Raw genomic sequence first — 25,359 nt, 5'->3', positions numbered from 1 at the left:
CGAATAGGTGCATCTACGGTAGCGGCGCAATCTATTGCGCATTGTTTTGCCAAAGGAGAATGCTCATGTCGCTGAATCCACTTCAGCTCACGCTCGAAAACAGCCTCGAACAACACAGCGCCGCTTACCTCAAGGTATCGCAGGCGATATTCCAAAATCCTGAAACCGGCAATAACGAATATTTCGCCAGCGAGCAACTCACGCAACTACTCAGCGCTCAGGGCTTTGCGGTCACGCGCAACGTTGCCGGACATGAAACGGCGTTCTACGCGGTGAAGACCAGCGACAAACCGGGCCCCACCATCGCTTTTCTCGCGGAATATGACGCGCTGATCGGCATCGGTCACGCCTGCGGTCATAACCTGATTGGCACCACCAGCGTGGCGGCGGCCATCACGCTATCGCAGGTGCTGGATCAAACCGGTGGACGCGTGGTGGTATTAGGCACGCCCGCGGAAGAGGGCGGATTAGCCGGACCGGGCGGACCCAAAGGCAACGTGAAAAAACGCTTTGTTGAAGCCGGCTACCTCAAAGATGTCGATGTGGCGCTGATGGTGCATCCTTCGGGCAAAACCCGCCTGACTGAATCCACGCTCGCCAATAACCATCTCTATTTCCACTTCTACGGCAAGCCGTCGCACGCCGCCAGCGCGCCACATGAGGGGATCAACGCGCTGGATGCGCTGGTGCTGCTCTACAACGGCATCAGCGTGTTGCGTCAGCAACTGCCGGATGGCGTGCGCGTGCACGGCATTATTACCAACGGCGGCCAGGCCCCGAACGTGATCCCGGAATACGCTTCCGCGCATTACTACATCCGCGCGGACAGCCGCGAAGTGGTGGAATCCCTTGAGCCGCGTCTGCGTGCCATTGCTGAAGGCGTGGCGCTGGCGACCGGCGCGCGCGTCGAGATTGACCATCAGATTGGCCCGCGCGATTTCAAACTCAACTCAGCGCTGGATGCCTTGCTGCTGGAGGAGTTCACCGCGGCAGGCGAGCAGGTTGATCTCTCGCCGCAGAAAAACAGAGTCTCCACCGATGCTGGCGACATTAGCCACGCGGTGCCGACGGCGCATCCGTGGCTGAAAATCGGCCCCGACGATCTGATTTTCCACACCGTGCCCTTCCGTGAAGCGGCCAACTCTGAGCGCGGCTATCAGGCGCTGCTGATTGGCGCGCGCGTGCTGGCTCGCACCGGCTTACGTCTGCTGACCGATGCGGACGCCTTAAACCATGTCAAAGCGGATTTCGCGCGACAACCATAAAGGAGAGTGTTGTGTCGCAAACCTATCGCAGAAAACTGAAAACGCTGGTCGGCGCCAGCAGTGTGATTTCCGCCGCCAATGACAGCCAGCCTGGCGTGGGCATCACGCGCGCCATCGAACTGGCGAAAATTGCCGAGCGCGAAAAAATCACCGGCCTGTTCACCGCCGATTTGCTGCAGGCCGATGCGGCCGGATTAGCGGGCACCACCGGCACGCAAGATCCGCTGATTGCGCTGGCGGCATTGAGCCAGGTCACTTCGCACATCGGTTTAATCGCTACCGTCAGCACCAGCTGGCTGCATCCGTATAATCTGGCGCGTCAGGTCGGCACGCTCGATCACATCAGCGGCGGTCGCGCGGGCTGGAACGCGGTAACGTCATCGGTAGGTGAGGAGAACTTCGGTGAAAGCCAGCTGCCGCCACCGCAGGAGCGCTACGCGCGCGCCACTGAATTTATTGAAGTGATGAACGCGCTGTATGACGCCAACGAACGCGCGGCAGTGCAGCGCACCGCCAGCGGCGGTATTCGTCTCGACCACAGCAAACTGCATCCGATTCACTATCGCGGCGACTATTTCCAGGTGGCGGGACCACTTAACGTGCCACCGCCGCCACAACGCCGTCCGGTGCAGTTCCAGGCGGGCCAATCCGACGCGGGCGTCACGCTCGGCGCACGTTATGCCGAAGTGATTTACACCTCGCAGCCCACGTTTGATGCCGCGCAAACCTTCGTGGCTGATGTGCAGCAGCGGGCGCGACGTTTTGGCCGCGAACATAATCCGCCGCTGATCATGAACTCGTTCCACGCCATCATTGGTGACAGCGACGCCGATGTGGCGCGCCGTCTGCGCGATAAGCATGAACGCATCAACTATGAACAGGGCAGATTACGCGTGGCCGATATGCTGGGCGGCGAGGTGGATCTGCGCGATGTGCCGCTCGACCAACCGCTGCCCGCCGCGTTAATTCCCGAACTGGCGCAGGTGCATCGTCGTCAGGGGCGCGCCGCCATTTTCCGTGGCTATGCGCTGGAAGGATTAACTCTGCGCGAGCTGATCATCAAAGCCGAAGAGACCGGCCACTGGTTTGTTGCCGGTACGCCAGAAACCCTGGCCGATGCCATCGAACAGCGCTACCGCGCCGGCGTGCTGGATGTGATTTCGTTGCATGGACTCGGCCAGCCCGATCAGCAGGATTTGCTGCTCAACGGCCTGCTGCCAGAACTGCGTCGCCGCCAGCTGATCGATACCGATTATGTCGGCAACGATTTCCGCAGCAGTCTGGAGCTGGCTCCGCTGCCAAACGCTATCGATTAACCCTAACCAGGTGCGCGCTTATGCGCATCTGGTTGGCGGTCGCCATACGAAGTGCCATTTCAAGTTAAAGCTCAGTCACTGCAAGCAAGGTTACGGAAGCTGCGCCGCATTTTGTTTATCCGATCCGTCATAATCCTTTGAACTGCAAAAACAGTTTTCTATTATCGGCCTTCCTTGTTCCGCACTAAGCTCCCGCCTGTACAAAATGCTTCATGACCTGAAAGAAGCGCCTTATGTATCAGGATGGTCGCCGTTTTATCGGCAACGCCGCCTTTGAAAACGGCTGGATCTGTCCTTCGATGGATTAAGGCTTTCTTCACGCTTTATTACGCTAAGGAAATCACAATGAATCAGATGAATAATTGTGCATCGCCTGCTGTAGATGTTATATTAAAATATAATATCAGGAGGTGCTCTATGTATACAACTCGCCTGAAAAAGGTCGGCGGATCCATCATGCTGGCGGTTCCCCCCGCCGTACTGAAAACGCTGGAGCTGTCGATGGGCAGCGAAGTGGGTATGACTATTGATAATGGCTGCCTGATTATTGAACCCCAGAAACGGCCCCGTTATTCGCTTGAGGAACTGCTGGCGCAGTGCGATCCGCACGCCGAAATGAGTGAAGAGGATCGGGAATGGATTGATGCGCCTGCGGTGGGCAAGGAGATCCTGTAAATGGACAGAGGGGAAATCTGGCTTGTTTCACTGGATCCGATTGCCGGCCACGAGCAAAGCGGAAAACGTCCGGTGCTTATCGTATCGAAGGCATCATTTAACACGCTCACCCGGTTGCCCGTTGTTGTCCCTGTGACCAGCGGCGGAAACTTTGCTCGCGAAGCCGGTTTCACCGTTTCACTGGACGGGGCGGGAACAAAAACAACGGGCGTGATCCGCTGCGACCAGCCCAGAACCATTGATATGGGAGCCCGAAATGGTAAGCGACTGGAGCGTATACCCGACGCTGTCGTGAATGAGGTGCTGGCTCGACTGGAAGCCATTCTAAGCTGATATTTTTTATGTAACCTGAACGAGGGCGCTGTCACATACAGCGCCCTCATTTTTTATAACAACAAGTGATTAAAAAATTTTTTGCAGGTAAAAACAGTTTCTCCTTTCCCCCGCCAGCGGCACTGGCGTAGTCTCCCCCTTGCTCTATGCTGTCGTAGACAGCGCCCAACGCTTCACAACCTGAAAGAAGCGCCTGTTATCAGGACGCTTGATCCGTTTACCGGTGCAGACCTCTGCAAACACCGGGTCGCAGAACATCGCGACGAAGGCCCGAGTTTTAACACGATACGTCCTTTACTGCGCCAGCCTGCTAGTCTGAATTTGCACCGTGCCGGAATTCTCCTGGCTAACCTGTACCCTCAGCGCCTTTTACCTTACGGACTGCGGCCTGCATTGCCGCAAGGCTTTCCTGCTGCGTGGTCGTAAAACTGCACCAACAATAAATTTTCAGACACTGCACCAGTCCAGTGCGCCACTTTAACCGCGCAGAGCGGGAAGTGACGCACGCAGCCTTTTCGACCTGCACCAGAAAACTCAACTGCGCCAGCTCACGGCTGGATCCTGACACCGCCTTTTCAGGCCATTTAACCAAAAAGGAGAACATGAACCGATACCAGAGGGGAATCAGGACGATCCGGGGGATGACCCGCTAAGGCGGGCCGCTGCTCAGAGAGCACAACCGAAGCCCCACCACACCTCAACAGCGACCGCCCCGGCGCATAAAAAGCAAAAAGCCCGCTTAGTTTCCTAAGCGGGCTTCTCTAAATTTGGCTCCTCTGACTGGACTCGAACCAGTGACATACGGATTAACAGTCCGCCGTTCTACCGACTGAACTACAGAGGAATCGTGTGAACGAGGCGCATATTAGCGATGCCGATCCCCATTGTCAAAGCCCGACTGCACACTTTTGGTTTAAGTGCGCGTAAAAGCAGCGGAATGCTGCTTTTCTGCCTTGAATGATCAGATTCTAAACTGCCAGCAAGATCTCACTTTAAACGCAATTCCTTTGAGATGTTAGATGCATGTCAAAGTTTTGTTATTTGCCGATTTTAAAACAATCATTTCAGTGCTTTTATGATGAAAGTTTCAAATGCAAGTTAGATGAAATAAATGAACTGCTAATCATCACCGGCGAAATGAGTTGTGTCATCTGAAACGGCATTTCGAAAATAACTGGCTGATTAGTAGCAAGTTACACAGAAAAGATGCAGTAAACCGATAGCGTTAGACCAGAAGCCTTACCTCTACAACCACAAAAAAAACGCCAGCGACGTTGGGTGAATGTAAAAGATATTTTTCATTCGCGGTCTCAGCCAACCTGAGCATGTTAACGAATAAGAAGGGTTACCTATGAAATTCAAAAAAGCGTTATTAACTTCCCTGTTAGTTTGCATGTTACCTGCCGCCGTGATGGCAAAAGACCTTCAGGTAGGCGTTTCTATGGCGCTGTTCGACGACAACTTCCTCACTATTCTGCGCAACGCAATGCAGAAAGAGATGCAAAAAGACAACATCAAAGGCCAGGTTGAAGACGCCAAAGGCGACGTGGCACAGCAGCTGCAGCAGGTGCAGAACTTCATTGGTCAGGGCGTTGACGCCATCATTGTTAACCCAGTGGATACCAACGCGGTGAAACCGCTGGTGGATGCCGCAGCGAAAGCCGGCGTGCCGCTGGTGTTCGTCAACCGTAAACCGGCAGGCGAGTTGAAAGACAAAATGGCGTTTGTCGGTTCGGATTCTGAACTGGCGGGCCGTCTGCAAATGGAAGCGCTAGCTAAAAAGATGAACGGTAAAGGCAACGTGGCGATTCTGCTGGGTGACCTGGCTAACGAATCCACCCGTGAACGCACCAAAGGTGTGGAAGCGGTGGTCGCCAAATATCCGGGCATTAAAGTTGTGCAGAAACAAACTGCTAAATTCACCCGTAATGATGCGGTGGACGTGGTGAGTAACTGGCTGACCGCGGGCGATGACATTCAGGCGATTGCCTCTAACAACGATGAAATGGCAATCGGTGCGCTGCAGGCGCTGGGTAAAAACCCGAATCACATCCTCGTCGCGGGTGTGGATGGTACGCCGGACGCACTGCAGATGATCAAGAACGACAAAATGGTCGCCACGGTCTTCCAGGATGCGAAAGGTCAGGGCGAAGGCGCGGTACAAACGGCGGTCAAGCTGATTAACGGCGAGAAAGTGCAGAAAGTCGTCGATATCCCGTTCCAGCTGATTACCAAAGATAACTACGAAAAATTCGCCAGTCAGAACCAGAAATAAAACGTAACCGACTCAGCCGTACGGAGGTGATGTATGACCGCTTTTGCGCTTGAAGCCGAAGGCATCAGCAAGTTCTTCCCCGGAGTGAAGGCACTCGACAATGTCTCACTGCGTATTAAACCGGGGTCGGTACATGCCCTGATGGGTGAAAATGGCGCGGGCAAATCCACTTTAATGAAATGCCTTATCGGGATGTATCGTCCCGATAAGGGCACCATTCGCATTAAAGGGGAGCCGGTGCAGTTTCAGGACACCATGGATGCGCTGCGTTCCGGCATCTCCATGATTCACCAGGAACTCAATCTGGTGCCTTACATGACCGTGGCCGAGAACATCTGGCTCGGCCGCGAACCGATGAAGTACGGCTTTGTTGACCATGGCAAGCTGAACAAACAGACGCAGGAACTGCTGAACAAACTCAATATCCGTTTGAAAGCCGATCGTCTGGTTGGCGAGTTGAGTATTGCGTCGCAGCAGATGGTGGAAATCGCCAAAGCGGTGTCATGGAATTCGGACATCGTGATTATGGATGAACCGACCTCCGCACTGACGGAAACCGAAGTGGCGCACCTGTTCACGATCATCCGCGACCTGCGTGAGCAGGGCAAAGCCATCATCTATATCAGCCATAAGATGGATGAGATTTTCACCATTACCGATGAGATCAGTATTTTCCGTGACGGATCGTGGGTCGGCAGCAACAGCACCAGCGAATACACGCGTCAGTCACTGATTACGCAAATGGTGGGCCGTGAATTAACCCAGCTGTTCCCGAAATTCAACGGTGAAATCGGTGGGGATGTGCTGACGGTGCGCAATCTCACCTGCAAAGATCGCTTCACCGACATCAACTTCACGGTGCGCAAGGGCGAAATCCTCGGCGTAGCGGGATTGGTGGGTGCCGGACGCAGCGAAGTGATGGAAAGCCTGTTCGGCATGGAGAGTTTCGACAGCGGTGAAATCCTGATTGATGGCGTGCCGGTCAAGATCGATTCGCCGTCAACGGCGATAGAGAAGGGCATGGCGTTCCTGACCGAAGACCGTAAAAAGTCGGGGCTGTTCCTGGTGTTGTCGGTGATGGAGAACATGAGCATCGTCAACATGCCCGATTACACCCATAAAAGCGGTTTTGTCAGCCACATCAAAATGGCGCAGGACTGCATGGATCAGATTCGCAAGCTGAACATCAAAACTCCCACCATGGATCAGATCATCAATAACCTCAGCGGCGGTAACCAGCAGAAGGTGCTGATTGCCCGCTGGCTGCTGGCGCAACCGAAGATCCTGATTCTCGACGAACCCACGCGCGGTATCGACGTGGGGGCAAAAGCAGAGATTTATCGCTTGATCAGTGAACTGGCGAATCGCGGCGTGGCCATCATTATGGTGTCGTCCGAACTGCCAGAAATTCTCGGCATGAGCGACCGCGTGATGGTTATGCACGGCGGACGTATAACCGGCATCCTCGATAAAGAAGAGGCCAATCAGGAATCCATTTTGTCGTTGGCATCCGAGTGAGGCGTGAGACACCTATGAGTAACGTAAAAATTACGGCCCCGCAGGCCGCAGAACAGAGTTCTTTCTTTGGCAATTTGCGTCACAAGTTGCCAAAAGACACCGGTATTTTTGTCGTGATGGTAGGCATTGCCCTGATTTTTGAAATTGCCGGTTGGTATGTACGTGACCAATCTTTCCTGATGAACACCAACCGCCTGGTGCTGATTATTCTGCAGGTGGCGATCATCGGTATTATCGCAGTGGGCGTGACCCAGGTCATCATCACCACCGGTATTGACCTGTCATCCGGTTCGGTTATTGCCCTCACCGCGGTGGTGGCGGCCAGTCTGGCGCAAACTTCAGACAGCCTGTCACCGATGTATCCCTCGCTGGTGAACCTGCCTGCGGTGATTCCCATCGTCGCCGGGATTGGCGTAGGGCTGCTGTGCGGTGTAATGAATGGCGTGCTGATCACCAAAACCGGTATTCCGCCGTTTATCGCCACGCTCGGCATGATGGTGTCGGCACGCGGTCTGGCGCAGTACTACACGCAGGGTAACCCGATTAGCTTCCTGTCAGATGGCTTCACCTCCATCGGCCAGGGCGCGATGCCAGTCATTATCTTCCTGGTGGTGGCGTTCCTGTTCCACATCGCACTAAAACACACTCGCTACGGCAAATATGTCTACGCGATTGGCGGCAACATGACCTCCGCCAAAGTGTCCGGTATCAACGTTAATAAGTACCTGATCATCGTCTACACCATCGCCGGTGCGCTCTCTGGCCTGGCGGGTGTGGTGCTGGCGGCGCGCGTCAGTAGCGGCCAGTCCAGCATGGGGATGGCGTACGAACTGGATGCCATCGCCGCAGCGGTTATTGGCGGCAGCAGCCTGATGGGCGGCGTGGGGCGCATCACCGGTACGCTGATTGGTGCAGTGATTCTTGGCCTGATCAAGAGCGGCTTCACCTTTGTCGGTGTTGATGCTTACGTGCAGGACATCATCAAAGGCATCATCATCGTCGCAGCGGTTTCTATTGATATGCACAGAAACCGTAAAAAACGCTAATACGCTTCATACTTAACGCTGTAGCGGCGTTGGCTGCGAAAATTCCCCCCGGTTACATAGTTAACTATGCTCCCGGGGCTGAATTTTCTTGCCGCCTTGCTACAGCGCGAATTATTTTGCGTAGTGACATTGTGCTCGGTCGGTTCCCTCTCCCGCGCGCGGGAGAGGGTTAGGGTGAGGGACAACGCGCACCGCCCGCCACATAAGTTTTCCAGCTGGCTAACCTCCTTCTTTCCCGCTCGTTTTGTTCTATTCCCGCCGTTTCTGTTCACTTTCTGTGTTTTCTGCACCAAACCTGCTCATCCAGTCATCACTTTTTTGCACGCCTGACTCGCATTTTCTGCCCCACGGCGGTGCATGCTGTTTAAAGCTCACGCGAATCACGTCATCGCCCACGCTTATTAACTCCTTAGAGGTAATCACAAACGCTTATTTTCCGTGCCGTTAGGAAAAATCTGGCAACGCAATTTTGCATCGCGAACAAACCTGGCCTACATATTGCAACTTCATTCCCACAAGCCAGCAGGCTGAAACACCCAACTGGGTATTCGGGGATTGACGGAGGCAACATGAATTTAAGACGACTCAAATATTTTGTAAAAATCGTCGATATCGGCAGCCTGACTCAGGCAGCAGAAGTGCTGCACATCGCGCAGCCTGCGCTTAGCCAGCAGGTGGCGACGCTGGAAAATGAACTCGATCAGCAATTGCTGATCCGCACCAAGCGCGGCGTGACGCCCACTGAAGCCGGAAAAATTCTGTATGCCCACGCTCGCACCATTCTGCGCCAGTGTGAACAGGCGCAAACGGCGGTGATCAACGCCGGCCAGGCACTGAACGGCCAGGTTTCGATTGGTTTAGCGCCGGGCACCGCCGCATCTTCGCTCACCATGCCGCTGCTGCACACGGTGCGTGAGCAGTTCCCGGATGTGCTGGTGTATCTGCATGAAAACAGCGGCACCTCGCTCAATGAAAAAGTGATGAACGGCCAGCTGGATATGGCAGTGCTTTACGACCGTGCGCCAACGGCGGGCATCAACAGCATTCCCTTAATGAAAGAAGAGCTCTATCTGGTGGGTGCAACGGCGTGCCCGGGTGCGACGGTCGATCTGGCCGATGTGGCGCAGATGAGCCTGTTCCTGCCACGCGATTACAGCGCGGTGCGTAAACGTGTCGATGAAGCGTTCTCGCTGCGTCGTCTGAGCGCGCGCATCATTGGCGAAATCGAATCCATTTCGACGCTGACAGCGGCGGTGTCCAGCGGCATGGGCGTGACGGTGCTGCCGGAATCTGCGGCGCGGGCGCTGGTGAGTTCAACCCATGCGTGGATGGCGCGCATTAACAGCCCGTCACTCAATCTGCCGCTGTCGCTGAACATCTCGGCGCGTCTGCCGCTGTCGCCATCGGCGCAGGCCGTGAAGAATATTCTGCTGTCGCTGCTGAATAAGCCAGCGGTAGAGGACCGCGAATTGATGCTGGTGGGATGAGTTAAGCGCACTTTTTCCCTCACCCTAACCCTCTCCCATCAATGGGAGAGGGGACCGATCCAGCCTATATTAGCCAAATAAATCACCTCACCAACCAACCGCTCGATCAACTCCCTCGCCCGCTTGCGGGAGCGGGGACCGATCCAGCGCATATTTAGCAACAATGATCACCTCACCAACCAACCGCTCGATCAGCTCCCTCGCTCGCTTGCGGGAGCGGGTTGGGGTGAGGGCGTCCTTCAAACGACTCCTTATTACTATTCCGCATAACACACCGTTTTTTATTATTTGTTGCGATGACACCAACTTCATAACATGGACGAAACAGGGGCAGGAACCAGGAGAAAAGGGTGTGAATTTCCAGCAACTTAAAATTATACGTGAAGCGGCCCGTTGCGAGTTCAACCTGACCGAAGTGGCAAATACGCTGTTTACCTCCCAATCCGGAGTCAGCCGCCATATTCGCGATCTGGAAGATGAACTGGGCGTAGAAATCTTTATTCGTCGTGGCAAGCGACTGTTAGGCATGACCGAACCGGGCAAGGCGCTGTTGACCATTGCTGAGCGCATCCTTGATGAAGCGGGCAAAGTACGCCGCTTAGCGGATGTGTTTACCAATGAAACCAGCGGCGTGCTGACCATCGCCACCACGCACACCCAGGCGCGTTACAGCCTGCCGCGCGTGATCAAAGCGTTTCGCCAGCTCTATCCCAACGTGCGCCTTGAGCTGAATCAGGGATCGCCGCAGGAGATCGTCGCCATGCTGCTGGCCGGTGAAGCCGATATCGGTATCGCCTCCGAGCAGCTGGTGAACAACAGCAGTCTTGCGGCGTTCCCGTGGTTCAGCTGGCATCACTCGCTGCTGGTACCGCACGATCATGAACTGTTACAGCAGCAGCCCATCACGCTCGCCAGCCTGAGCCGCTATCCGTTAATCACCTATCGTCAGGGCATTACCGGCCGTTCGCGGGTGGATCGGGCATTCCAGGCCGCCGGTCTGCGCCCGGATATCGTGCTCAGCGCGCAGGATTCTGACGTGGTGAAAACCTACGTGGAACTCGGACTTGGCGTGGGGATTCTTGCCGATCAGGCGTGCGATATTTACGAAGGCGAAGATCTGGTGAAAATCGACACCCATCATCTATTCGATGCCAATACCGTGTGGCTCGGCCTGAAGCGCGGCCAGCTGCAACGCAATTACGTTTGGCAGTTCCTCGAACTCTGTAATGCCAACCTGTCGCTGGAGGAGATCAAGCGGCAGGCGCTCTCCTACGAAACCGAAAACGAACCGGCCATCGACTTCCAGATTTAATCCAGCACGGTGCGGCGCAACCCAGCCGCACCGCCACACAACCGCGTTTCCGCTTTCATCCCCGCCCTGAAATGTGCTAAAGACAAGGGCATTTCCCGCACATCAGGAGCAAACATGATCAGGCTACGCGCTATGACGCCACGCGACATCGATTCCGGCGTTGCCCTCACGCAGCAACTGCACTGGCCGCATCGCCGCGAAGACTGGCAGCAGGCGCTGACGTTCGGCGCAGGCACGGTGGCTGAACATCAGGGCGACTACGCCGGCAGCGCGCTGGGGTTTCGCTGGGGTGAGCAGGCGGCCACCATCGGACTCGTCATCGTCAGCCCACGCTGGCAAGGGCAGGGCATCGGCAAACAGTTGATGCTGGCGCTGCTGGAACAATTCCCTGATTACCGGCTGCGGCTGCACGCCACTGAGAGCGGCAAACCGCTGTATCAGAAACTCGGTTTTGCGGTGACGGGCCAGATCCTGCAGCATCAAACGCGCGCGCTGGCGGCGGTGCCGGCGTTAACGGTGCCCGCCGGATTCACGCTGCGTCCCGCGCTGCCCGCAGAGGCACAACAGTTAACCGCCCTCGATCACCAGGCGCACGGCCTGTGGCGCCCCGCGTTAATCACCCACCTGATTGCCGCTGCACAAACCCTGATATTGCTGGATGCGCAGCAGCGCGTGGAGGGGGTTGCCAGCCTGCGCCGGTTTGGTCACGGCTGGTCGATTGGCCCGGTGATTGCGTTGAATCTGGCGAGCGCGCAAACCATGATTGCCGCCCTGATGCAAACCCTGCGCGGCGAGTTTGTGCGCATCGATACCGACGCCGCGTTACCGCTGGCGCCATGGCTGAAAACCCTGGGTCTGGAGCAGGTGGATGCGCCCACCATCATGGTGCGCGGCACGCCATGGATACCGCAGCCCGGCGCGATGCAGGCTTATGGGTTGATGACGCAGGCGATGGGATGATGCCGAGTGGCAAGGGGTGCGATGCCGGTGCCGTCGCGGCGGATGCTGTGTGTCGTGATCGCCGCACAACGTAGCGGCGCGATTTATCGCGCAATGCCAGCCGGGGCGCGATGCCTGAAGTTTCTGAGTGGGTAAACAACAAAAAAAGCCACCGAATTTCGGTGGCTTTCCAGATAAACCTGCAACGATCTAACCGTTAAATCAGCTCGGTTTTCACCCCCTGCTGCACCAGCAGTTCCGCGTCATCGCCGTGGCTGTACACCTCGTACTCCACGCCCGCGACCGTCACCGTGCCCTGCTGATGCTGCCATTCGCTGATATCGCTGCCTTCCGGCAGAATATCTTTCAGCTGCACCACGTCGCCGGCATCGCCATTGACCATCAGCTGGGTTTTACCGTCTTCGATAAACAGATCTTTTTCGCCGTAATGCAGCAGCGCATCCAGATCAATTTTCAGCGTATTGTCCCCGCTGCTGCGAATATCAAAAATCTCCACCGAGTGAATCTCTGCCTGATGCTGAGACAAATCGAGCAGCTGATCTTTACCGGTTAATTGCAGGGTATCAACCTGGGTTTCACTGCCGGTAATGGGGTGATCGGTTAATTGGTCGATGCCGTTGAGGAAGTGGACGATGTTTTCGGGTTCGTCAGAATCCATTAAAGAAATGGGCATGGGGTGTTCAACCGTAAATATATTATCAAAATAAATTCCATCATGATAATTATTAATTTCCAACATGATAAATCTATAGAGAGTACTAGTGCCTAAATAATCTGCGCTGTCGAATGAAAAGCTTTCCCCAGCCTTGACAATAACATCAAATGCACCATCATTATTTATACCTTGGCCATAATAAACTGTAAATGTAGTATCCTGACTGCTACTATTCCAAATGCTAAATCCAAGCTCCGAAATTTTACCACTTTTCCATGATGGTTTTTCTAGCCAAGCGATCAATTCCCCTTTTCCTGAAAAATAAAGACATTGATCACCCCAGCCATTAGGTGCGTCGTCAGGTGTATTGACTATATGTGCAAAATAATTTTTAGTGTCTCCGTCAGAGAATGTTATTTTGGAATTTTCATTGAAAGTCAACATTGACCCATGTCTAAAATTACTTTTTGGCAAATTTTCAAAATCAAGTATTCCCCAAACGCCTGAGTAATCTTTTGTGATATTTAGCTCAAATGATTCCTCCCAGTTCTCCGCTTCGGATTGTTTAACCTGGAAATCCCAGTCCCCTTTCGCCAGACCTTTATCCGGCGTCCAGCTCCACTTCCCATCCGCATCTGCCTGCACGCTGTAAGTTGTCTCACCCGACGCATGCTGCGCACGGATCATCACCACGCTGTCCGCTGGCGCGGTGCCGCGCAGGGTTGGCGTCTGGTCATCGGTGGTGTCGCCGCTGGCGAGGCTGCCGGTCTCGGCACCAAAATCATCAAACGCGTCGGTAATGGTCGGCGCGGGGTTGTTGTACTCCAGCACAAATTTCCCGCTCCAGTCGCTCTCGGCGCCGTCGAGTCTGGCTAACGCCCGGAACTCCCAGGTGGTGTTATGGCTCAGCGCCGGCGAGGTCCACTCCCAGCTGCCGTCGGCTTTCACCACGGTGCTGCCGGCGTTTTCCCACGCGCCGTCCCACGTGCCGCTCTGGAAGTAAATCACGCTGCCGGCCACGCCGCGCCCGCGCAGGGTCGGCGTGCTGTCGTCGGTGATATCACCGCTCTTCAGGCTGCCGGTCACCGCACCAAAATCGTCCCAGGCACCGTCGATGGTCGGCTTGAGGTCCAGCGCCGGATCGACGGTCAGCGTGAAGCTGCTCCAGCCGCTCTGGCCGGCCTTCTGTACCTCAAAGGTCCAGCTGCCTTTCGCCAGCGCGGACGGCGTCCACGTCCACTTGCCTGCGCTGTCCACGTTCACCGTGGTGGAGGCGTAGCTGCCGCCGTCCAGCTTATAGCGCAGCGTGATGGTGCTGTTCGCCGGGCCGCTGCCGCGCAGGGTTGGCGTGGCGTCGTCGGTGCTGCTGCCGCTGCTCAGGCTGCCGGTGTTGGGGCCAGCGTCATCCCAGGCGCTGTCGATGGTCGGGTAGCGGTCGGCGCTGGAGTCAATGTTCAGCTCATAGCTGCTCCACTCATGCTGCCCCTCTTTTTTCACTTCAAAGGTCCAGTTGCCGTCCTCCAGCTGTGGCGCGGTCCACGTCCAGTTGCCGCTGGCGTCCACTTTAATGGTGCCATCAAACAGGGTGGCCAGGCGGAAGTAGCGCAGCAGAATGGTGCTGTTGGCCGGGCCGCTGCCGCGCAGGGTTGGCGTGCTGTCGTCGGTGGTGCCGCCGTTGCTGATGAGGCCGGTGGTGGGGCCCACGTCATCCCAGGCGCTGTCGATGGTCGGTTTACGGTCCACGGTCGGGTCGATGGTCAGCGTGAAGCTGCTCCAGCCGCTCTGGCCGGGCTTCTGCACCTCAAAGGTCCACTTGCCGCTGGCCAGCGCGGACGGCGTCCAGGTCCAGTTGCCGGCCGCATCCACGTTCACGGTGGTGGAGGCGTAGCCGCCGCTGCCGAGCTTGTAGCGCAGCGAAATCACGCTGTTCGCCGGGCCGCTGCCGTTCAGGGTTGGGGTGGCGTCGTCGGTGATGCCGCCGTTAGCGATAATGCCCTTAACGGTTCCAAAATCATCGTAGGCGCCGTTAATGGTCGCGTTGCGGTCCAGCGTGGGATCGACGGTGAGTGTAAAGCTGCTCCAGTCGCTCTGGCCGGTCTTCTGCACCTCAAAGGTCCAGCTGCCCTTCGCCAGCGCGGACGGGGTCCACGTCCAGTGGCCGCTGCTGTCCACGTTCACCGTGATGGAGGTGTAGCCACCGTTGCCGAGCTTATAGCGCAGCGTAATCACGCTGTTCGCCGGGCCGCTGCCGCGCAGGGTCGGCGTGGTGTCGTCGGTGCTGCTGCCGCTGCTCAGGCTGCCGGTGCTGGGGCCCGCGTCATCCCAGGCGCTGTCGATGGTCGGATAGCGGTCCAGGTCCGGGTCGATGGTCAGCGTGAAGCTGTTCCAGCCGCTCTCGCCAGCGTTCTGCACCTCAAAGGTCCAGCTGCCTTTCGCCAGCGCGGACGGCGTCCACGTCCAGTGGCCGGTGCTGTCCACGTTCACGGTGGTGGAGGCGTAGCTGCCGCCGTCCGTTTTGTAGTGCAGCGTGATGGTGCTGTTCGCCGGGCCGCTGCCGCGCAGGGTTGGCGTGGTGTCGTCGGTGCTGCTGCCGCTGCTTAGGCTGCCGGTCACCGGGCCGGCGTTGTCCAGCGCGTCGGTGATGGCCGGCGCCTCCGCGGCGGTGTATTTAAGGATGAACTTGCCGGTCCAGGTGCTGTCGACGCCGCCGTGGCTGGCTTTGGCGCGGAACTCCCAGGTGCCGTTTCTGCTCAGCGCCGGCGAGGTCCACTCCCAGCTGCCGTCGGCTTTTACCACGGTGCTGCCCGCGTCGTACCAGGCACCGCCGGACGTGCCGCTCTGAAAGTAAATCACGCTGCCGGCCACGCCCTTGCCGCGCAGGGTTGGCGTGCTGTCGTCGGTGGCGTCACCGCTCTTCAGGCTGCCGGTCACCGCGCCAAAATCGTCCCAGGCGCCGTCGATGCTGGGCTTCAGGTCCAGCGCCGGATCGACGGTGAGCGTGAAGCTGCTCCAGCCGCTCTGGCCGGCTTTCTGTACCTCGAAGGTCCAGCTGCCTTTGGCGAGCGCGGACGGCGTCCACGTCCAGTGGCCTGAATTGTCCACGTTCACCGTGGTAGAGGCGTACTCGCCCGAACCCAGCTTATAGCGCAGCGTGATGGCGCCGTTCGCCGGGCCGCTGCCGCGCAGGGTCGGCGTGGTGTCGTCGGTGCTGCTGCCGCTGCTCAGGCTGCCGGTGACCGGGCCGAAGTCGTCCAGTGCGCTGTCGATGGTGGCGTTGCGGTCGGCGTCCGGGTTGATGGTCAGCGTGAAGCTGTCGTTCCAGCCGGACTGGCCCTGCGACTTCACGTCAAACGTCCACTGACCGGTGGCCAGGCTGACGCCCGGCGTCCAGTTCCAGTGGCCGGTGCTGTCGGCGTTAACCGTGACGGAAGCGGCCGCGCCGCCCGCCAGCGTGTAGCGGATCACCACCTGGCTGTTGGCCTCCGCGCGGCCCTGGAAGGTCGGCGTGGCGTCATCGGTCATCGCGCCGTTAGCCAGCTGGCCGGTGACGGGGCCGAAGTCGTCCGTCACGGACTCAATGCGGGTACGCTGGGCGATGCCGGCGGTGCCGGCGATTTCCAGCTCGAACAGCACCGAGGCGACCTCGCCGGTGCTGGCCTGGAACTCATAGCGGCCGTCGGGCAGGTTGCTGCCCGGCGTCCAGCTCCAGCTGTCGCCGCTGACGGTGGCGGTGGCGCTGCCGGCCCAGGTCGGGCTGCCGGCGAGGCGGTAATAGACGATAACGGTGCTGCCGGCGGAGACTTCGCCGCGCAGGGTCGGGGTGGCGTCGTCGGTGAGCGCGCCGTGGCCGAGCGAGCCGGTGAAGCTGCCCGCGTCGTCAAGCGCGTCGGTGATGGTAACCTTGACGTCGTCGCCGGCAATCACGATGTCAAACGCCTGAGAAGGCGTGCCGGCGCGCAGCTTGCCGCCGAAGGTCTCTTCGGCCATCAGGCGCAGGCTGTTAACGCCGTCTTTCAGGTCCTGCGATGGCTCTATCACCCACTTGCCGGTGACCTTGTCCGCCACCGCGCTGCCGATTTTTTCATTTTTGTCGTTGAGCAGGTAAACGGTGCTGCCTTTCTGCGCGATGCCGGTCAGCGTCGGGCGTTTATCGTCGGTGGCTTTGCCGGCGTCAAAGCTGCCGGTCACGGCGCCCTGGTCGTCGTAAAGGTTAATCAGGTCGGGCGCGGCCGGCGGGGTAGTGTCGACAATCACGGTGCCGAGGGTCGGCGTGCTGCGGTTGCCGGCGGCGTCAAAGTGGCGGATGGAGAAGCTGTACTCGCCGTCGGCGTAGGGCGTCGCCGCCTCCCAGCGGTAAAAGCCTTTGTCGTCCACCGGGACGCGGAAGGTGTCGGTGCCAATCACCAGCTCGATAAAGCCGCCGGGCTCGAGCGCGGTTTTGTTGCCGAACACCAGTCTGCCGTCGGCGCTTTCGCGATAGAACACCGGGCTGCGGGCTAATAAGTCATTCATAGGTATCGTCCATAATTGTGTTGTCAAAGGAGGTGCGGCGCGGACTGCGCGACATCGCACGGCGGCGGGAATGGTAGAGCAGCGCGTAACGGGCCCGTATCAAGAACCGTCTGCAAAGGAGGAAAATTCCTGGAGCGGCGCAGTGCCGGGCGGGGCACAATGCCAAAACCCCTGAACGTGCTGATAAACAGCAAAAAAAAGCCACCGAATTTCGGTGGCTTTCCAGACAAACCTGCAACGATCTAACCGTTAAATCAGCTCGGTTTTCACCCCCTGCTGCACCAGCAGTTCCGCGTCATCGCCGTGGCTGTACACCTCGTACTCCACGCCCGCGACCGTCACGGTGCCCTGCTGATGCTGCCATTCGCTGATATCGCTGCCTTCCGGCAGAATATCTTTCAGCTGCACCACGTCACCGGCATCGCCGTTCACCATCAGCTGGGTTTTACCGTCTTCGATAAACAGATCTTTTTCGCCGTAATGCAGCAGCGCCTCCAGATCAATTTTCAGCGTATTATCCCCGCTGCCGCGAATATCAAAGATCTCCACCGATTGAATCTCTGCCTGATGCTGAGTTAAATCGAGCAGCTGATCTTTACCGGTTAATTGCAGGGTATCAACCTGGGTTTCACTGCCGGTGATGGCGTGGTCGGTTAATTCGTCAATACCGTCTAAAAAGTGGACGATGTTTTCGGGTTGGTCAGATAAAAATCGTTTGTCATCTGCAGTCACCACGACGGTATATATGTTGTCAATATAAACTCCCGGCACATATTCCTTAAGTTCAATATAATTGATGGGATTTTTTGGATAATTAGGATCTAAATAGTCCAATGAACTAAAGGTGAATTTTTCTCCAGCTCTGACAGTTATTTCAACATAGTTATTACTGGATCCATCATAATGTGAAAAGGTTATATCTTCCTTGCTGCTATTCCAAATGTCAAAGCCTAATTCGGTAATGCCGCCGCTGCCTTCAGGAACACCAGGTTGTTGAGAGGAATAAAAATAAATCTTTCCAGGCTTTGTAAATACAAATGATTTATCCCCCCAACCTTCTGGAGCACCATCAGGTCTAGTAACGATGTTTCCTGAGCTTTCAAATTTATTTTTATGTAAATAATAAAACTCTATAAATGTTTTATTACCTTCCATAAGTTCAACTACCCTAACTGGGGCTGGGCCTAATTGTTTATTTTCAAAATCATAAATTCCGCCCCCCCCCAAATACTCTTTCGTTATATTCAACTCGAATATATCTCCCCAGCGTTCTGAACCAGCATTTTTGACTTGAAAATCCCAGTCCCCTTTCGCCAGACCCTTATCCGGCGTCCAGCTCCACTTCCCATCCGCATCCGCCTTGACGCTGTAAGTTGTCTCACCCGACGCATACTGCGCACGGATCATCACCACGCTGTCGGCCGGCGCGGTACCGCGCAGGGTTGGCGTGTTGTCATCAGTGGTGTCGCCGCTGGCGAGGCTGCCGGTCTCGGCACCAAAATCATCAAACGCATCGGTAATGGTCGGCGCCGGGTTGTTGTACTCCAGCACAAACTTGCCGCTCCAGTCGCTCTCAGCGCCGTCGAGTCTGGCCATCGCCCGGAACTCCCAGGTGTTGCTGTGGCTCAGCGCCGGCGAGGTCCACTCCCAGCTGCCGTCGGCTTTCACCACGGTGCTGCCCGCGTCGTACCACGCGCCGTCCCACGTACCGCTCTGGAAGTAAATCACGCTGCCGGCCACGCCGCGCCCGCGCAGGGTCGGCGTGCTGTCGTCGGTGGTGTCACCGCTCGCCAGGCTGCCGGTCACCGCGCCGAAATCGTCCCAGGCGCCGTCGATGGTTGGCTTCAGGTCCAGCGCCGGATCGACGGTGAGCTGGAAGCTGCTCCAGCCGCTCTGGCCGGCCTTCTGTACCTCAAAGGTCCAGCTGCCTTTCGCCAGTGCGGACGGGGTCCACGTCCACTTGCCTGCACTGTCCACGTTCACCGTGGTGGAGGCGTAGCTGCCGCCGTCCAGCTTATAGCGTAACGTGATGGTGCTGTTGGCCGGGCCGCTGCCGCGCAGGGTCGGCGTGGTGTCGTCGGTGCTGCTGCCGCTGCTCAGGCTGCCGGTGACCGGGCCCGCGTCATCCCAGGCGCTGTCGATGGTCGGGTAGCGGTCGGCGCTGGAGTCAATGTTCAGCTCATAGCTGCTCCACTCGTGCTGCCCCTCTTTTTTCACCTCAAAGGTCCAGTTGCCGTCGGTAAGCTCCGGCGCGGTCCACGTCCAGTTGCCGCTGGCGTCCACTTTGATGGTGCCTTCAACCAGGGTGGCCAGGCGGAAGTAGCGCAGCAGTATGGTGCTGTTCGCCGGGCCGGTGCCGCGCAGGGTTGGCGTACTGTCGTCGGTGGTGCCGCCGTTGCTGATGAGGCCGGTGGTGGGGCCGACGTCATCCCAGGCGCTGTCGATGGTCGGTTTACGGTCCACGGTCGGGTCAACGGTCAGCGTGAAGCTGCTCCAGCCGTTCTGGCCGGGCTTCTGCACCTCAAAGGTCCATTTGCCGCTGGCCAGCGCGGACGGCGTCCAGGTCCAGTTGCCGGCCGCATCCACGTTTACGGTGGTGGAGGCGTAGCCGCCGCTGCCGAGCTTATAGCGCAGCGAAATCACGCTGTTCGCCGGGCCGCTGCCGTTCAGGGTTGGGGTGGCGTCGTCGGTGATGCCGCCGTTAGCGATAATGCCCTTAACGGTTCCAAAATCATCGTAGGCGCCGTTAATGGTCGCGTTGCGGTCCAGCGTGGGATCGACGGTGAGCGTAAAGCTGCTCCAGTCGCTCTGGCCGGCCTTCTGTACCTCGAAGGTCCAGCTGCCCTTCGCCAGCGCGGACGGCGTCCACGTCCAGTGGCCTGAATTGTCCACGTTCACCGTGGTGGAGGCGTACTCGCCCGAACCCAGCTTATAGCGCAGCGTGATGCTGCCGTTCGCCGGGCCGCTGCCGCGCAGGGTCGGCGTGGTGTCGTCGGTGCTGCTGCCGCTGCTCAGGCTGCCGGTGTTGGGACCCGCGTCATCCCAGGCGCTGTCGATGGTGGCGTTGCGGTCGGCGTCCGGGTTGATGGTCAGCGTGAAGCTGTCGTTCCAGCCGGACTGGCCCTGCGACTTCACGTCAAACGTCCACTGACCGGTGGCCAGGTCGTTGCCCGGCGTCCAGCGCCAGTGGCCGGTGCTGTCGGCGTTAACCGTGACGGAAGCGGCCGCGCCGCCCGCCAGCGTGTAGCGAATCAACACCTGGCTGTTGGCCTCCGCGCGGCCCTGGAAGGTCGGCGTGGCGTCATCGGTCATCGCGCCGTTTGCCAGCGGGCCGGTGACGGGGCCGAAGTCGTCCGTCACGGACTCAATGCGGGTGCGCTGGGCGATGCCGGCGGTGCCGGCGATTTCCAGCTCAAACAGCACCGAGGCGACCTCGCCGGTGCTGGCCTGGAACTCATAGCGGCCGTCGGGCAGGTTGCTGCCCGGCGTCCAGCTCCAGGTCTCGCCGCTGACGGTGGCGGTGGCGCTGCCGGCCCAGGTCGGGCTGCCGGCGAGGCGGTAATAGACGATAACGGTGCTGCCGGCGGAGACTTCGCCGCGCAGGGTCGGGGTGGCGTCGTCGGTGAGCGCGCCGTGGCCGAGCGAGCCGGTGAAGCTGCCCGCGTCGTCAAGCGCGTCGGTGATGGTAACCTTGACGTCGTCGCCGGCAATCACGATGTCAAACGCCTGAGAAGGCGTGCCGGCGCGCAGCTTGCCGCCGAAGGTCTCTTCGGCCATCAGGCGCAGGCTGTTAACGCCGTCTTTCAGGTCCTGCGATGGCTCTATCACCCACTTGCCGGTGACCTTGTCCGCCACCGCGCTGCCGATTTTTTCATTTTTGTCGTTGAGCAGGTAAACGGTGCTGCCTTTCTGCGCGATGCCGGTCAGCGTCGGGCGTTTATCGTCGGTGGCTTTGCCGGCGTCAAAGCTGCCGGTCACGGCGCCCTGGTCGTCGTAAAGGTTAATCAGGTCGGGCGCGGCCGGCGGGGTAGTGTCGACAATCACGGTGCCGAGGGTCGGCGTGCTGCGGTTGCCGGCGGCGTCAAAGTGGCGGATGGAGAAGCTGTACTCGCCGTCGGCGTAGGGCGTCGGCGCCTCCCAGCGGTAAAAGCCTTTGTCGTCCACCGGGACGCGGAAGGTGTCGGTGCCAATCACCAGCTCGATAAAGCCGCCGGGCTCCAGCGCGGTTTTGTTACCAAACACCAGTCTGCCGTCGGCGCTTTCGCGATAGAACACCGGGCTGCGGGCTAATAAGTCATTCATAGGTATCGTCCATAATTGTGTTGTCAAAGGTGGTGCGGCGCGGTCAACGCGACATCGCACGGCGGCGGGAATGGTAGAGCAGCGCGTAACGGGCCCGTATCAAGAACCGTCTGCAAAGGAGGAAAATTCCTGGAGCGGCGCAGCGGCGGGCGGGGGCACAATGCCAAAACCCCTGAACGTGCTGACAAACAACAAAAAAAAGCCACCGAATTTCGGTGGCTTTTCAGACAAACCTGCAGCGAACTAACCGTTAAATCAGCTCGGTTTTCACCCCCTGCTGCACCAGCAGTTCCGCGTCATCGCCGTGGCTGTAAACCTCATACTCCACGCCCGCAACCGTGACGGTGCCCTGCTGATGCTGCCATTCGCTGATGTCGCTGCCTTCCGGCAGAATATCTTTCAGCTGCACCACGTCGCCGGCATCACCGTTCACCATCAGCTGGGTTTTACCGTCTTCGATAAACAGATCTTTTTCGCCGTAATGCAGCAGCGCATCAAGATCGATCTTAAGCGTATTATCCCCGCTGCCGCGAATATCAAAGATCTCCACCGACTGAATCTCTGCCTGATGCTGAGATAAATCCAGCAGCTGATCTTTGCCGGTTAATTGCAGGGTATCGACCTGGGTTTCACTGCCGGTGATGGCGTGATCGGTTAATTCGTCGACGCCATCGAGGAAGTGGACGACATTTCCGGAATGGTCATAATCCATTAAAGAGCCATAGTTATTTTCTTCTAGCGCATGTATATTATCAAGATAAATCCCACCATAATAATTATTAGGGATTTGAAAATGTAACCTCACAAAGTGGATATCAGGTCCTACAAAATCTGCGCTATTGAATAAAAAAATCTCTCCAGCCTTGACTGTAAAAAAAGTAGTTATCAAGTGGTTAGGGCGATCTTCATAACCAAACATAATCTTAATATCGCGACCAGTACTATTCAAAATATCACATTCTAACTCGGCAAATTTACTATATTTCCCAGTTGCACTATTATTTTCCATAAGTGACATAACTCCCTCTCGTGAAAAATATAGACACTGCTCACCCCAGTTATCAGGTGCATTTTTAGGTGTTTTGACTACGTGTGCGAATGGATCAGTGACGGAATGACCTGTGAACACTACATCGGAGTTGTCATTGAAAGTTAATTTCGACCCATGTATTAGGTTACGTTCTGACATATTTTCAAAATCCAGCTCCCCCCATTTTCCTGAGTATTCTTTAATAATATTCAGCTCAAACGATTCACCCCAATTCTCCGCTCCGGATTGCTTAACCTGGAAATCCCAGTCCCCTTTCGGCAGGGCTTTGTCCGGTGTCCAGCTCCATTTCCCATCCGCATCCGCCTGCACGCTGTAAGTTGTCTCACCCGATGCATGCTGTGCCCGGATCATCACCACGCTGTCCGCCGGCGCGGTGCCGCGCAGGGTTGGCGTCTGGTCATCGGTGGTATCGCCGCTGGCGAGGCTGCCGGTTTCGGCACCAAAATCATCGAAGGCGTCGGTAATGGTCGGCGCCGGGTTGTTGTACTCCAGCACAAACTTCCCGCTCCATTCGCTCTCAGCGCCGCCCAGTCTGGCCATCGCCCGGAACTCCCAGGTGTTGCTGTGGCTCAGCACCGGCGAGGCCCACTCCCAGCTGCCGTCGGCTTTCACCACGGTGCTGCCCACGTCGTACCACGAGCCGTCCCACGTACCGCTCTGGAAATAAATCACGCTGCCGGCCACGCCGCGCCCGCGCAGGGTCGGCGTGCTGTCGTCGGTGGTGTCACCGCTGTTCAGGCTGCCGGTCACCGCGCCGGCATCGTCCCAGGCGCTGTCGATGCTCGGCTTCAGGTCCAGCGCCGGATCGACGGTCAGCGTAAAGCTGCTCCAGCCGCTCTGGCCGGCCCTCTGCACCTCAAAGGTCCACTTGCCGCTGGCCAGCGCGGACGGCGTCCACGTCCAGTGGCCGCTGCTGTCCACGTTCAACGTGGTGGAGGCGTACTCGCCCGATCCCATTTTATAGCGCAGTGTGATGGTGCTGTTCGCTGGGCCGCTTCCGCGCAGGGTAGGCGTGGTGTCGTCGGTGCTGCTGCCGCTGCTCAGGCTGCCGGTATTGGGACCCGCGTCATCCCAGGCGCCGTCGATGGTGGCGTTGCGGTCCAGGTCCGGGTCGATGGTCAGCGTGAAGCTGCTCCAGCCGCTCTGGCCAGCCTTCTGCACCTCGAAGGTCCAATTGCCTTTGGCGAGCGCGGACGGCGTCCACGTCCAGTGGCCTGAATTGTCCACGTTCATCGTGGTGGAGGCGTAGCTGCCGCCGTCCAGCTTATAGCGCAGCGTAACGGTGCTGTTGGCCGGGCCGCTGCCGCGCAGGGTCGGCGTGGTGTCGTCGGTGCTGCTGCCGCTGCTCAGGCTGCCGGTGTTGGGGCCCGCGTCATCCCAGGCGCTGTCGATGGTGGCGTTACGGTCGGCGTCCGGGTTGATGGTCAGCGTGAAGCTGTCGTTCCAGCCGGACTGGCCCTGCGACTTCACCTCAAACGTCCACTTACCGGTGGCCAGTTCAGTGCCCGGCGTCCAGCGCCAGTGGCCGGTGCTGTCGGCGTTAACCGTGACGGAGGCGGCCGCGCCGCCCGCCAGCGTGTAGCGAATCACCACCTGGCTGTTGGCCTCCGCGCGGCCCTGGAAGGTCGGCGTGGCGTCATCGGTGATGGCGCCGCTGGCCAGCGGGCCGGTAACGGGGCCAAAGTCGTCCGTCACGGACTCAATGCGGGTGCGCTGGGCGATGCCGGCGGTGCCGGCGATTTCCAGTTCGAACAGCACCGAGGCGACCTCGCCGGTGCTGGCCTGGAACTCGTAGCGGCCGTCCGGCAGGTTGCTGCCCGGCGTCCAGCTCCAGCTGTCGCCGCTGACGGTGGCGGTGGCGCTGCCGGCCCAGGTCGGGCTGCCGGCGAGGCGGTAATAGACGATAACGGTGCTGCCGGCGGAGACCTCGCCGCGCAGGGTCGGGGTGGCGTCGTCGGTGAGCGCGCCGTGGCCGAGCGAGCCGGTGAAGCTGCCCGCGTCGTCAAGCGCGTCGGTGATGGTGACCCTGACGTCGTCGCCGGCAATCACAATGTCAAAGGCCGGTGAAGGCGCGCCAGCGCGCAGCTTGCCGCCGAAGGTCTCTTCAGCCATCAGGCGCAGGCTGTTAACGCCGTCGTTCAGGTCCTGCGATGGCTCTATCACCCATTGGCCGGTGACCTTGTCCGCTACCGCGCTGCCGATTTTTTCATTTTTATCGTTGAGCAGGTAAACGGTGCTGCCTTTCTGCGCGATGCCGGTCAGCGTCGGGCGTTTGTCGTCGGTGGCTTTGCCGGCGTCGAAGCTGCCGGTCACTGCGCCCTGGTCGTCGTAGAGGTTAATCAGTTTGGGCGCGGCCGGCGCGGTGGTGTCGACAATCACGGTGCCGAGCGTCGGCGTGCTGCGGTTGCCGGCGGCGTCAAAGTGGCGGATGGAGAAGCTGTACTCGCCGTCGGCGTAGGGCGTCGGCGCCTCCCAGCGGTAAAAGCCCTTGTCGTCGACCGGGACGCGGAAGGTGTCGGTGCCAATCACCAGCTCGATAAAGCCGCCGGGCTCCAGCGCGGTTTTGTTACCGAACACCAGTCTGCCGTCGGCGCTTTCGCGATAGAACACCGGGCTGCGGGCTAGTAAATCATTCATAGGTATCGTCCTTAA

13 protein-coding genes and 1 tRNA gene are annotated in these 25,359 nt (G+C 58.3%); 10 read left to right on the top strand and 4 right to left on the bottom strand.

Translation table 11 applies throughout. The features are described from left to right. Window positions 1–65: 65 nt before the first annotated feature. The 4 genes from P6287_RS12120 (at window position 66) to P6287_RS12105 (ending at window position 3,589) form a co-directional block, all read left to right on the top strand. Window positions 66–1,265, top strand: coding sequence for a M20 family metallopeptidase (locus P6287_RS12120; protein WP_277973772.1), 1,200 nt, complete (start codon window positions 66–68; stop codon window positions 1,263–1,265). A gap of 11 nt (window positions 1,266–1,276) precedes the next feature. Continuing rightward, window positions 1,277–2,581 (top strand): NtaA/DmoA family FMN-dependent monooxygenase, encoded by a 1,305-nt coding sequence (locus P6287_RS12115; protein ID WP_277973771.1) that lies wholly within the window; start codon window positions 1,277–1,279, stop codon window positions 2,579–2,581. 417 nt (window positions 2,582–2,998) lie between these two features. Next, window positions 2,999–3,256, top strand: a complete 258-nt coding sequence (locus tag P6287_RS12110) for an antitoxin (RefSeq protein ID WP_075808466.1) — start codon at window positions 2,999–3,001, stop codon at window positions 3,254–3,256. Beyond that, the gene (locus P6287_RS12105) at window positions 3,257–3,589 is read left to right on the top strand and encodes a type II toxin-antitoxin system PemK/MazF family toxin (RefSeq protein WP_277973770.1); all 333 of its coding nucleotides are present in this window, start codon (window positions 3,257–3,259) and stop codon (window positions 3,587–3,589) included. Window positions 3,590–4,357: 768 nt separating this feature from the next. On the opposite strand, the gene P6287_RS12100 is transcribed toward P6287_RS12105, so the two are convergent. Then, window positions 4,358–4,433, bottom strand: a tRNA-Asn gene (locus P6287_RS12100). 507 nt (window positions 4,434–4,940) lie between these two features. Between P6287_RS12100 and P6287_RS12095 the strand changes: the two genes are divergently transcribed. The 6 genes from P6287_RS12095 to P6287_RS12070 all read left to right on the top strand — a co-directional run bounded on the left by P6287_RS12095 (window position 4,941) and on the right by P6287_RS12070 (window position 12,187). Continuing rightward, on the top strand, window positions 4,941–5,864 hold the full coding sequence (locus P6287_RS12095; RefSeq protein WP_110866691.1) for a sugar ABC transporter substrate-binding protein: 924 nt from the start codon (window positions 4,941–4,943) through the stop codon (window positions 5,862–5,864). A gap of 33 nt (window positions 5,865–5,897) precedes the next feature. Then, window positions 5,898–7,382 carry a sugar ABC transporter ATP-binding protein gene (locus P6287_RS12090; protein WP_101763420.1) on the top strand — a complete coding sequence of 495 codons (1,485 nt, stop codon included), beginning with the start codon at window positions 5,898–5,900 and terminating at the stop codon, window positions 7,380–7,382. A 14-nt stretch (window positions 7,383–7,396) separates the two neighbouring features. Further along, window positions 7,397–8,428: an ABC transporter permease gene (locus P6287_RS12085; protein ID WP_101763421.1), complete on the top strand. Its 1,032-nt coding sequence runs from the start codon at window positions 7,397–7,399 to the stop codon at window positions 8,426–8,428. 569 nt (window positions 8,429–8,997) lie between these two features. Beyond that, on the top strand, window positions 8,998–9,915 hold the full coding sequence (nac, locus tag P6287_RS12080; RefSeq protein ID WP_101763422.1) for a nitrogen assimilation transcriptional regulator NAC: 918 nt from the start codon (window positions 8,998–9,000) through the stop codon (window positions 9,913–9,915). Between the two features lie 352 nt (window positions 9,916–10,267). Next, the gene (gene cbl, locus P6287_RS12075) at window positions 10,268–11,227 is read left to right on the top strand and encodes an HTH-type transcriptional regulator Cbl (RefSeq protein WP_101762578.1); all 960 of its coding nucleotides are present in this window, start codon (window positions 10,268–10,270) and stop codon (window positions 11,225–11,227) included. 114 nt (window positions 11,228–11,341) lie between these two features. Then, on the top strand, window positions 11,342–12,187 hold the full coding sequence (locus P6287_RS12070) for a GNAT family N-acetyltransferase (RefSeq protein WP_277973769.1): 846 nt from the start codon (window positions 11,342–11,344) through the stop codon (window positions 12,185–12,187). A 196-nt stretch (window positions 12,188–12,383) separates the two neighbouring features. Here P6287_RS12070 and P6287_RS12065 read toward each other — a convergent pair whose 3' ends face one another. From P6287_RS12065 to P6287_RS12055, 3 genes are all read right to left on the bottom strand, one after another. Beyond that, the gene (locus tag P6287_RS12065; RefSeq protein ID WP_277973768.1) at window positions 12,384–17,354 is read right to left on the bottom strand and encodes an Ig-like domain-containing protein; all 4,971 of its coding nucleotides are present in this window, start codon (window positions 17,352–17,354) and stop codon (window positions 12,384–12,386) included. A gap of 249 nt (window positions 17,355–17,603) precedes the next feature. Beyond that, a complete protein-coding gene (locus tag P6287_RS12060; protein ID WP_277973767.1) occupies window positions 17,604–21,656 on the bottom strand; it encodes an Ig-like domain-containing protein in 4,053 nt (1,350 codons plus the stop codon). A gap of 250 nt (window positions 21,657–21,906) precedes the next feature. Then, on the bottom strand, window positions 21,907–25,344 hold the full coding sequence (locus tag P6287_RS12055; protein WP_277973766.1) for an Ig-like domain-containing protein: 3,438 nt from the start codon (window positions 25,342–25,344) through the stop codon (window positions 21,907–21,909). Window positions 25,345–25,359 lie beyond the last annotated feature (15 nt).

Source organism: Pantoea sp. X85, from assembly GCF_029623675.1.
Classification (GTDB): Bacteria; Pseudomonadota; Gammaproteobacteria; order Enterobacterales; family Enterobacteriaceae; genus Pantoea; species Pantoea leporis.
Note: the sequence above shows the minus strand (reverse complement) of the source record. Positions and strands in the feature narration are given on the sequence as shown.

Bases quoted from the DNA above. Each gene is read 5' to 3' on its own strand.
- P6287_RS12090 (WP_101763420.1), top strand. From the start codon at position 5,898: ATGACCGCTTTTGCGCTTGAAGCCGAAGGCATCAGCAAGTTCTTCCCC.
- P6287_RS12085 (WP_101763421.1), top strand. From the start codon at position 7,397: ATGAGTAACGTAAAAATTACGGCCCCGCAGGCCGCAGAACAGAGTTCT.
- P6287_RS12055 (WP_277973766.1), bottom strand. From the start codon at position 25,344: ATGAATGATTTACTAGCCCGCAGCCCGGTGTTCTATCGCGAAAGCGCC.
- nac (WP_101763422.1), top strand. From the start codon at position 8,998: ATGAATTTAAGACGACTCAAATATTTTGTAAAAATCGTCGATATCGGC.
- P6287_RS12060 (WP_277973767.1), bottom strand. From the start codon at position 21,656: ATGAATGACTTATTAGCCCGCAGCCCGGTGTTCTATCGCGAAAGCGCC.
- P6287_RS12105 (WP_277973770.1), top strand. From the start codon at position 3,257: ATGGACAGAGGGGAAATCTGGCTTGTTTCACTGGATCCGATTGCCGGC.
- P6287_RS12065 (WP_277973768.1), bottom strand. From the start codon at position 17,354: ATGAATGACTTATTAGCCCGCAGCCCGGTGTTCTATCGCGAAAGCGCC.
- P6287_RS12070 (WP_277973769.1), top strand. From the start codon at position 11,342: ATGATCAGGCTACGCGCTATGACGCCACGCGACATCGATTCCGGCGTT.
- P6287_RS12120 (WP_277973772.1), top strand. From the start codon at position 66: ATGTCGCTGAATCCACTTCAGCTCACGCTCGAAAACAGCCTCGAACAA.
- P6287_RS12110 (WP_075808466.1), top strand. From the start codon at position 2,999: ATGTATACAACTCGCCTGAAAAAGGTCGGCGGATCCATCATGCTGGCG.
- P6287_RS12095 (WP_110866691.1), top strand. From the start codon at position 4,941: ATGAAATTCAAAAAAGCGTTATTAACTTCCCTGTTAGTTTGCATGTTA.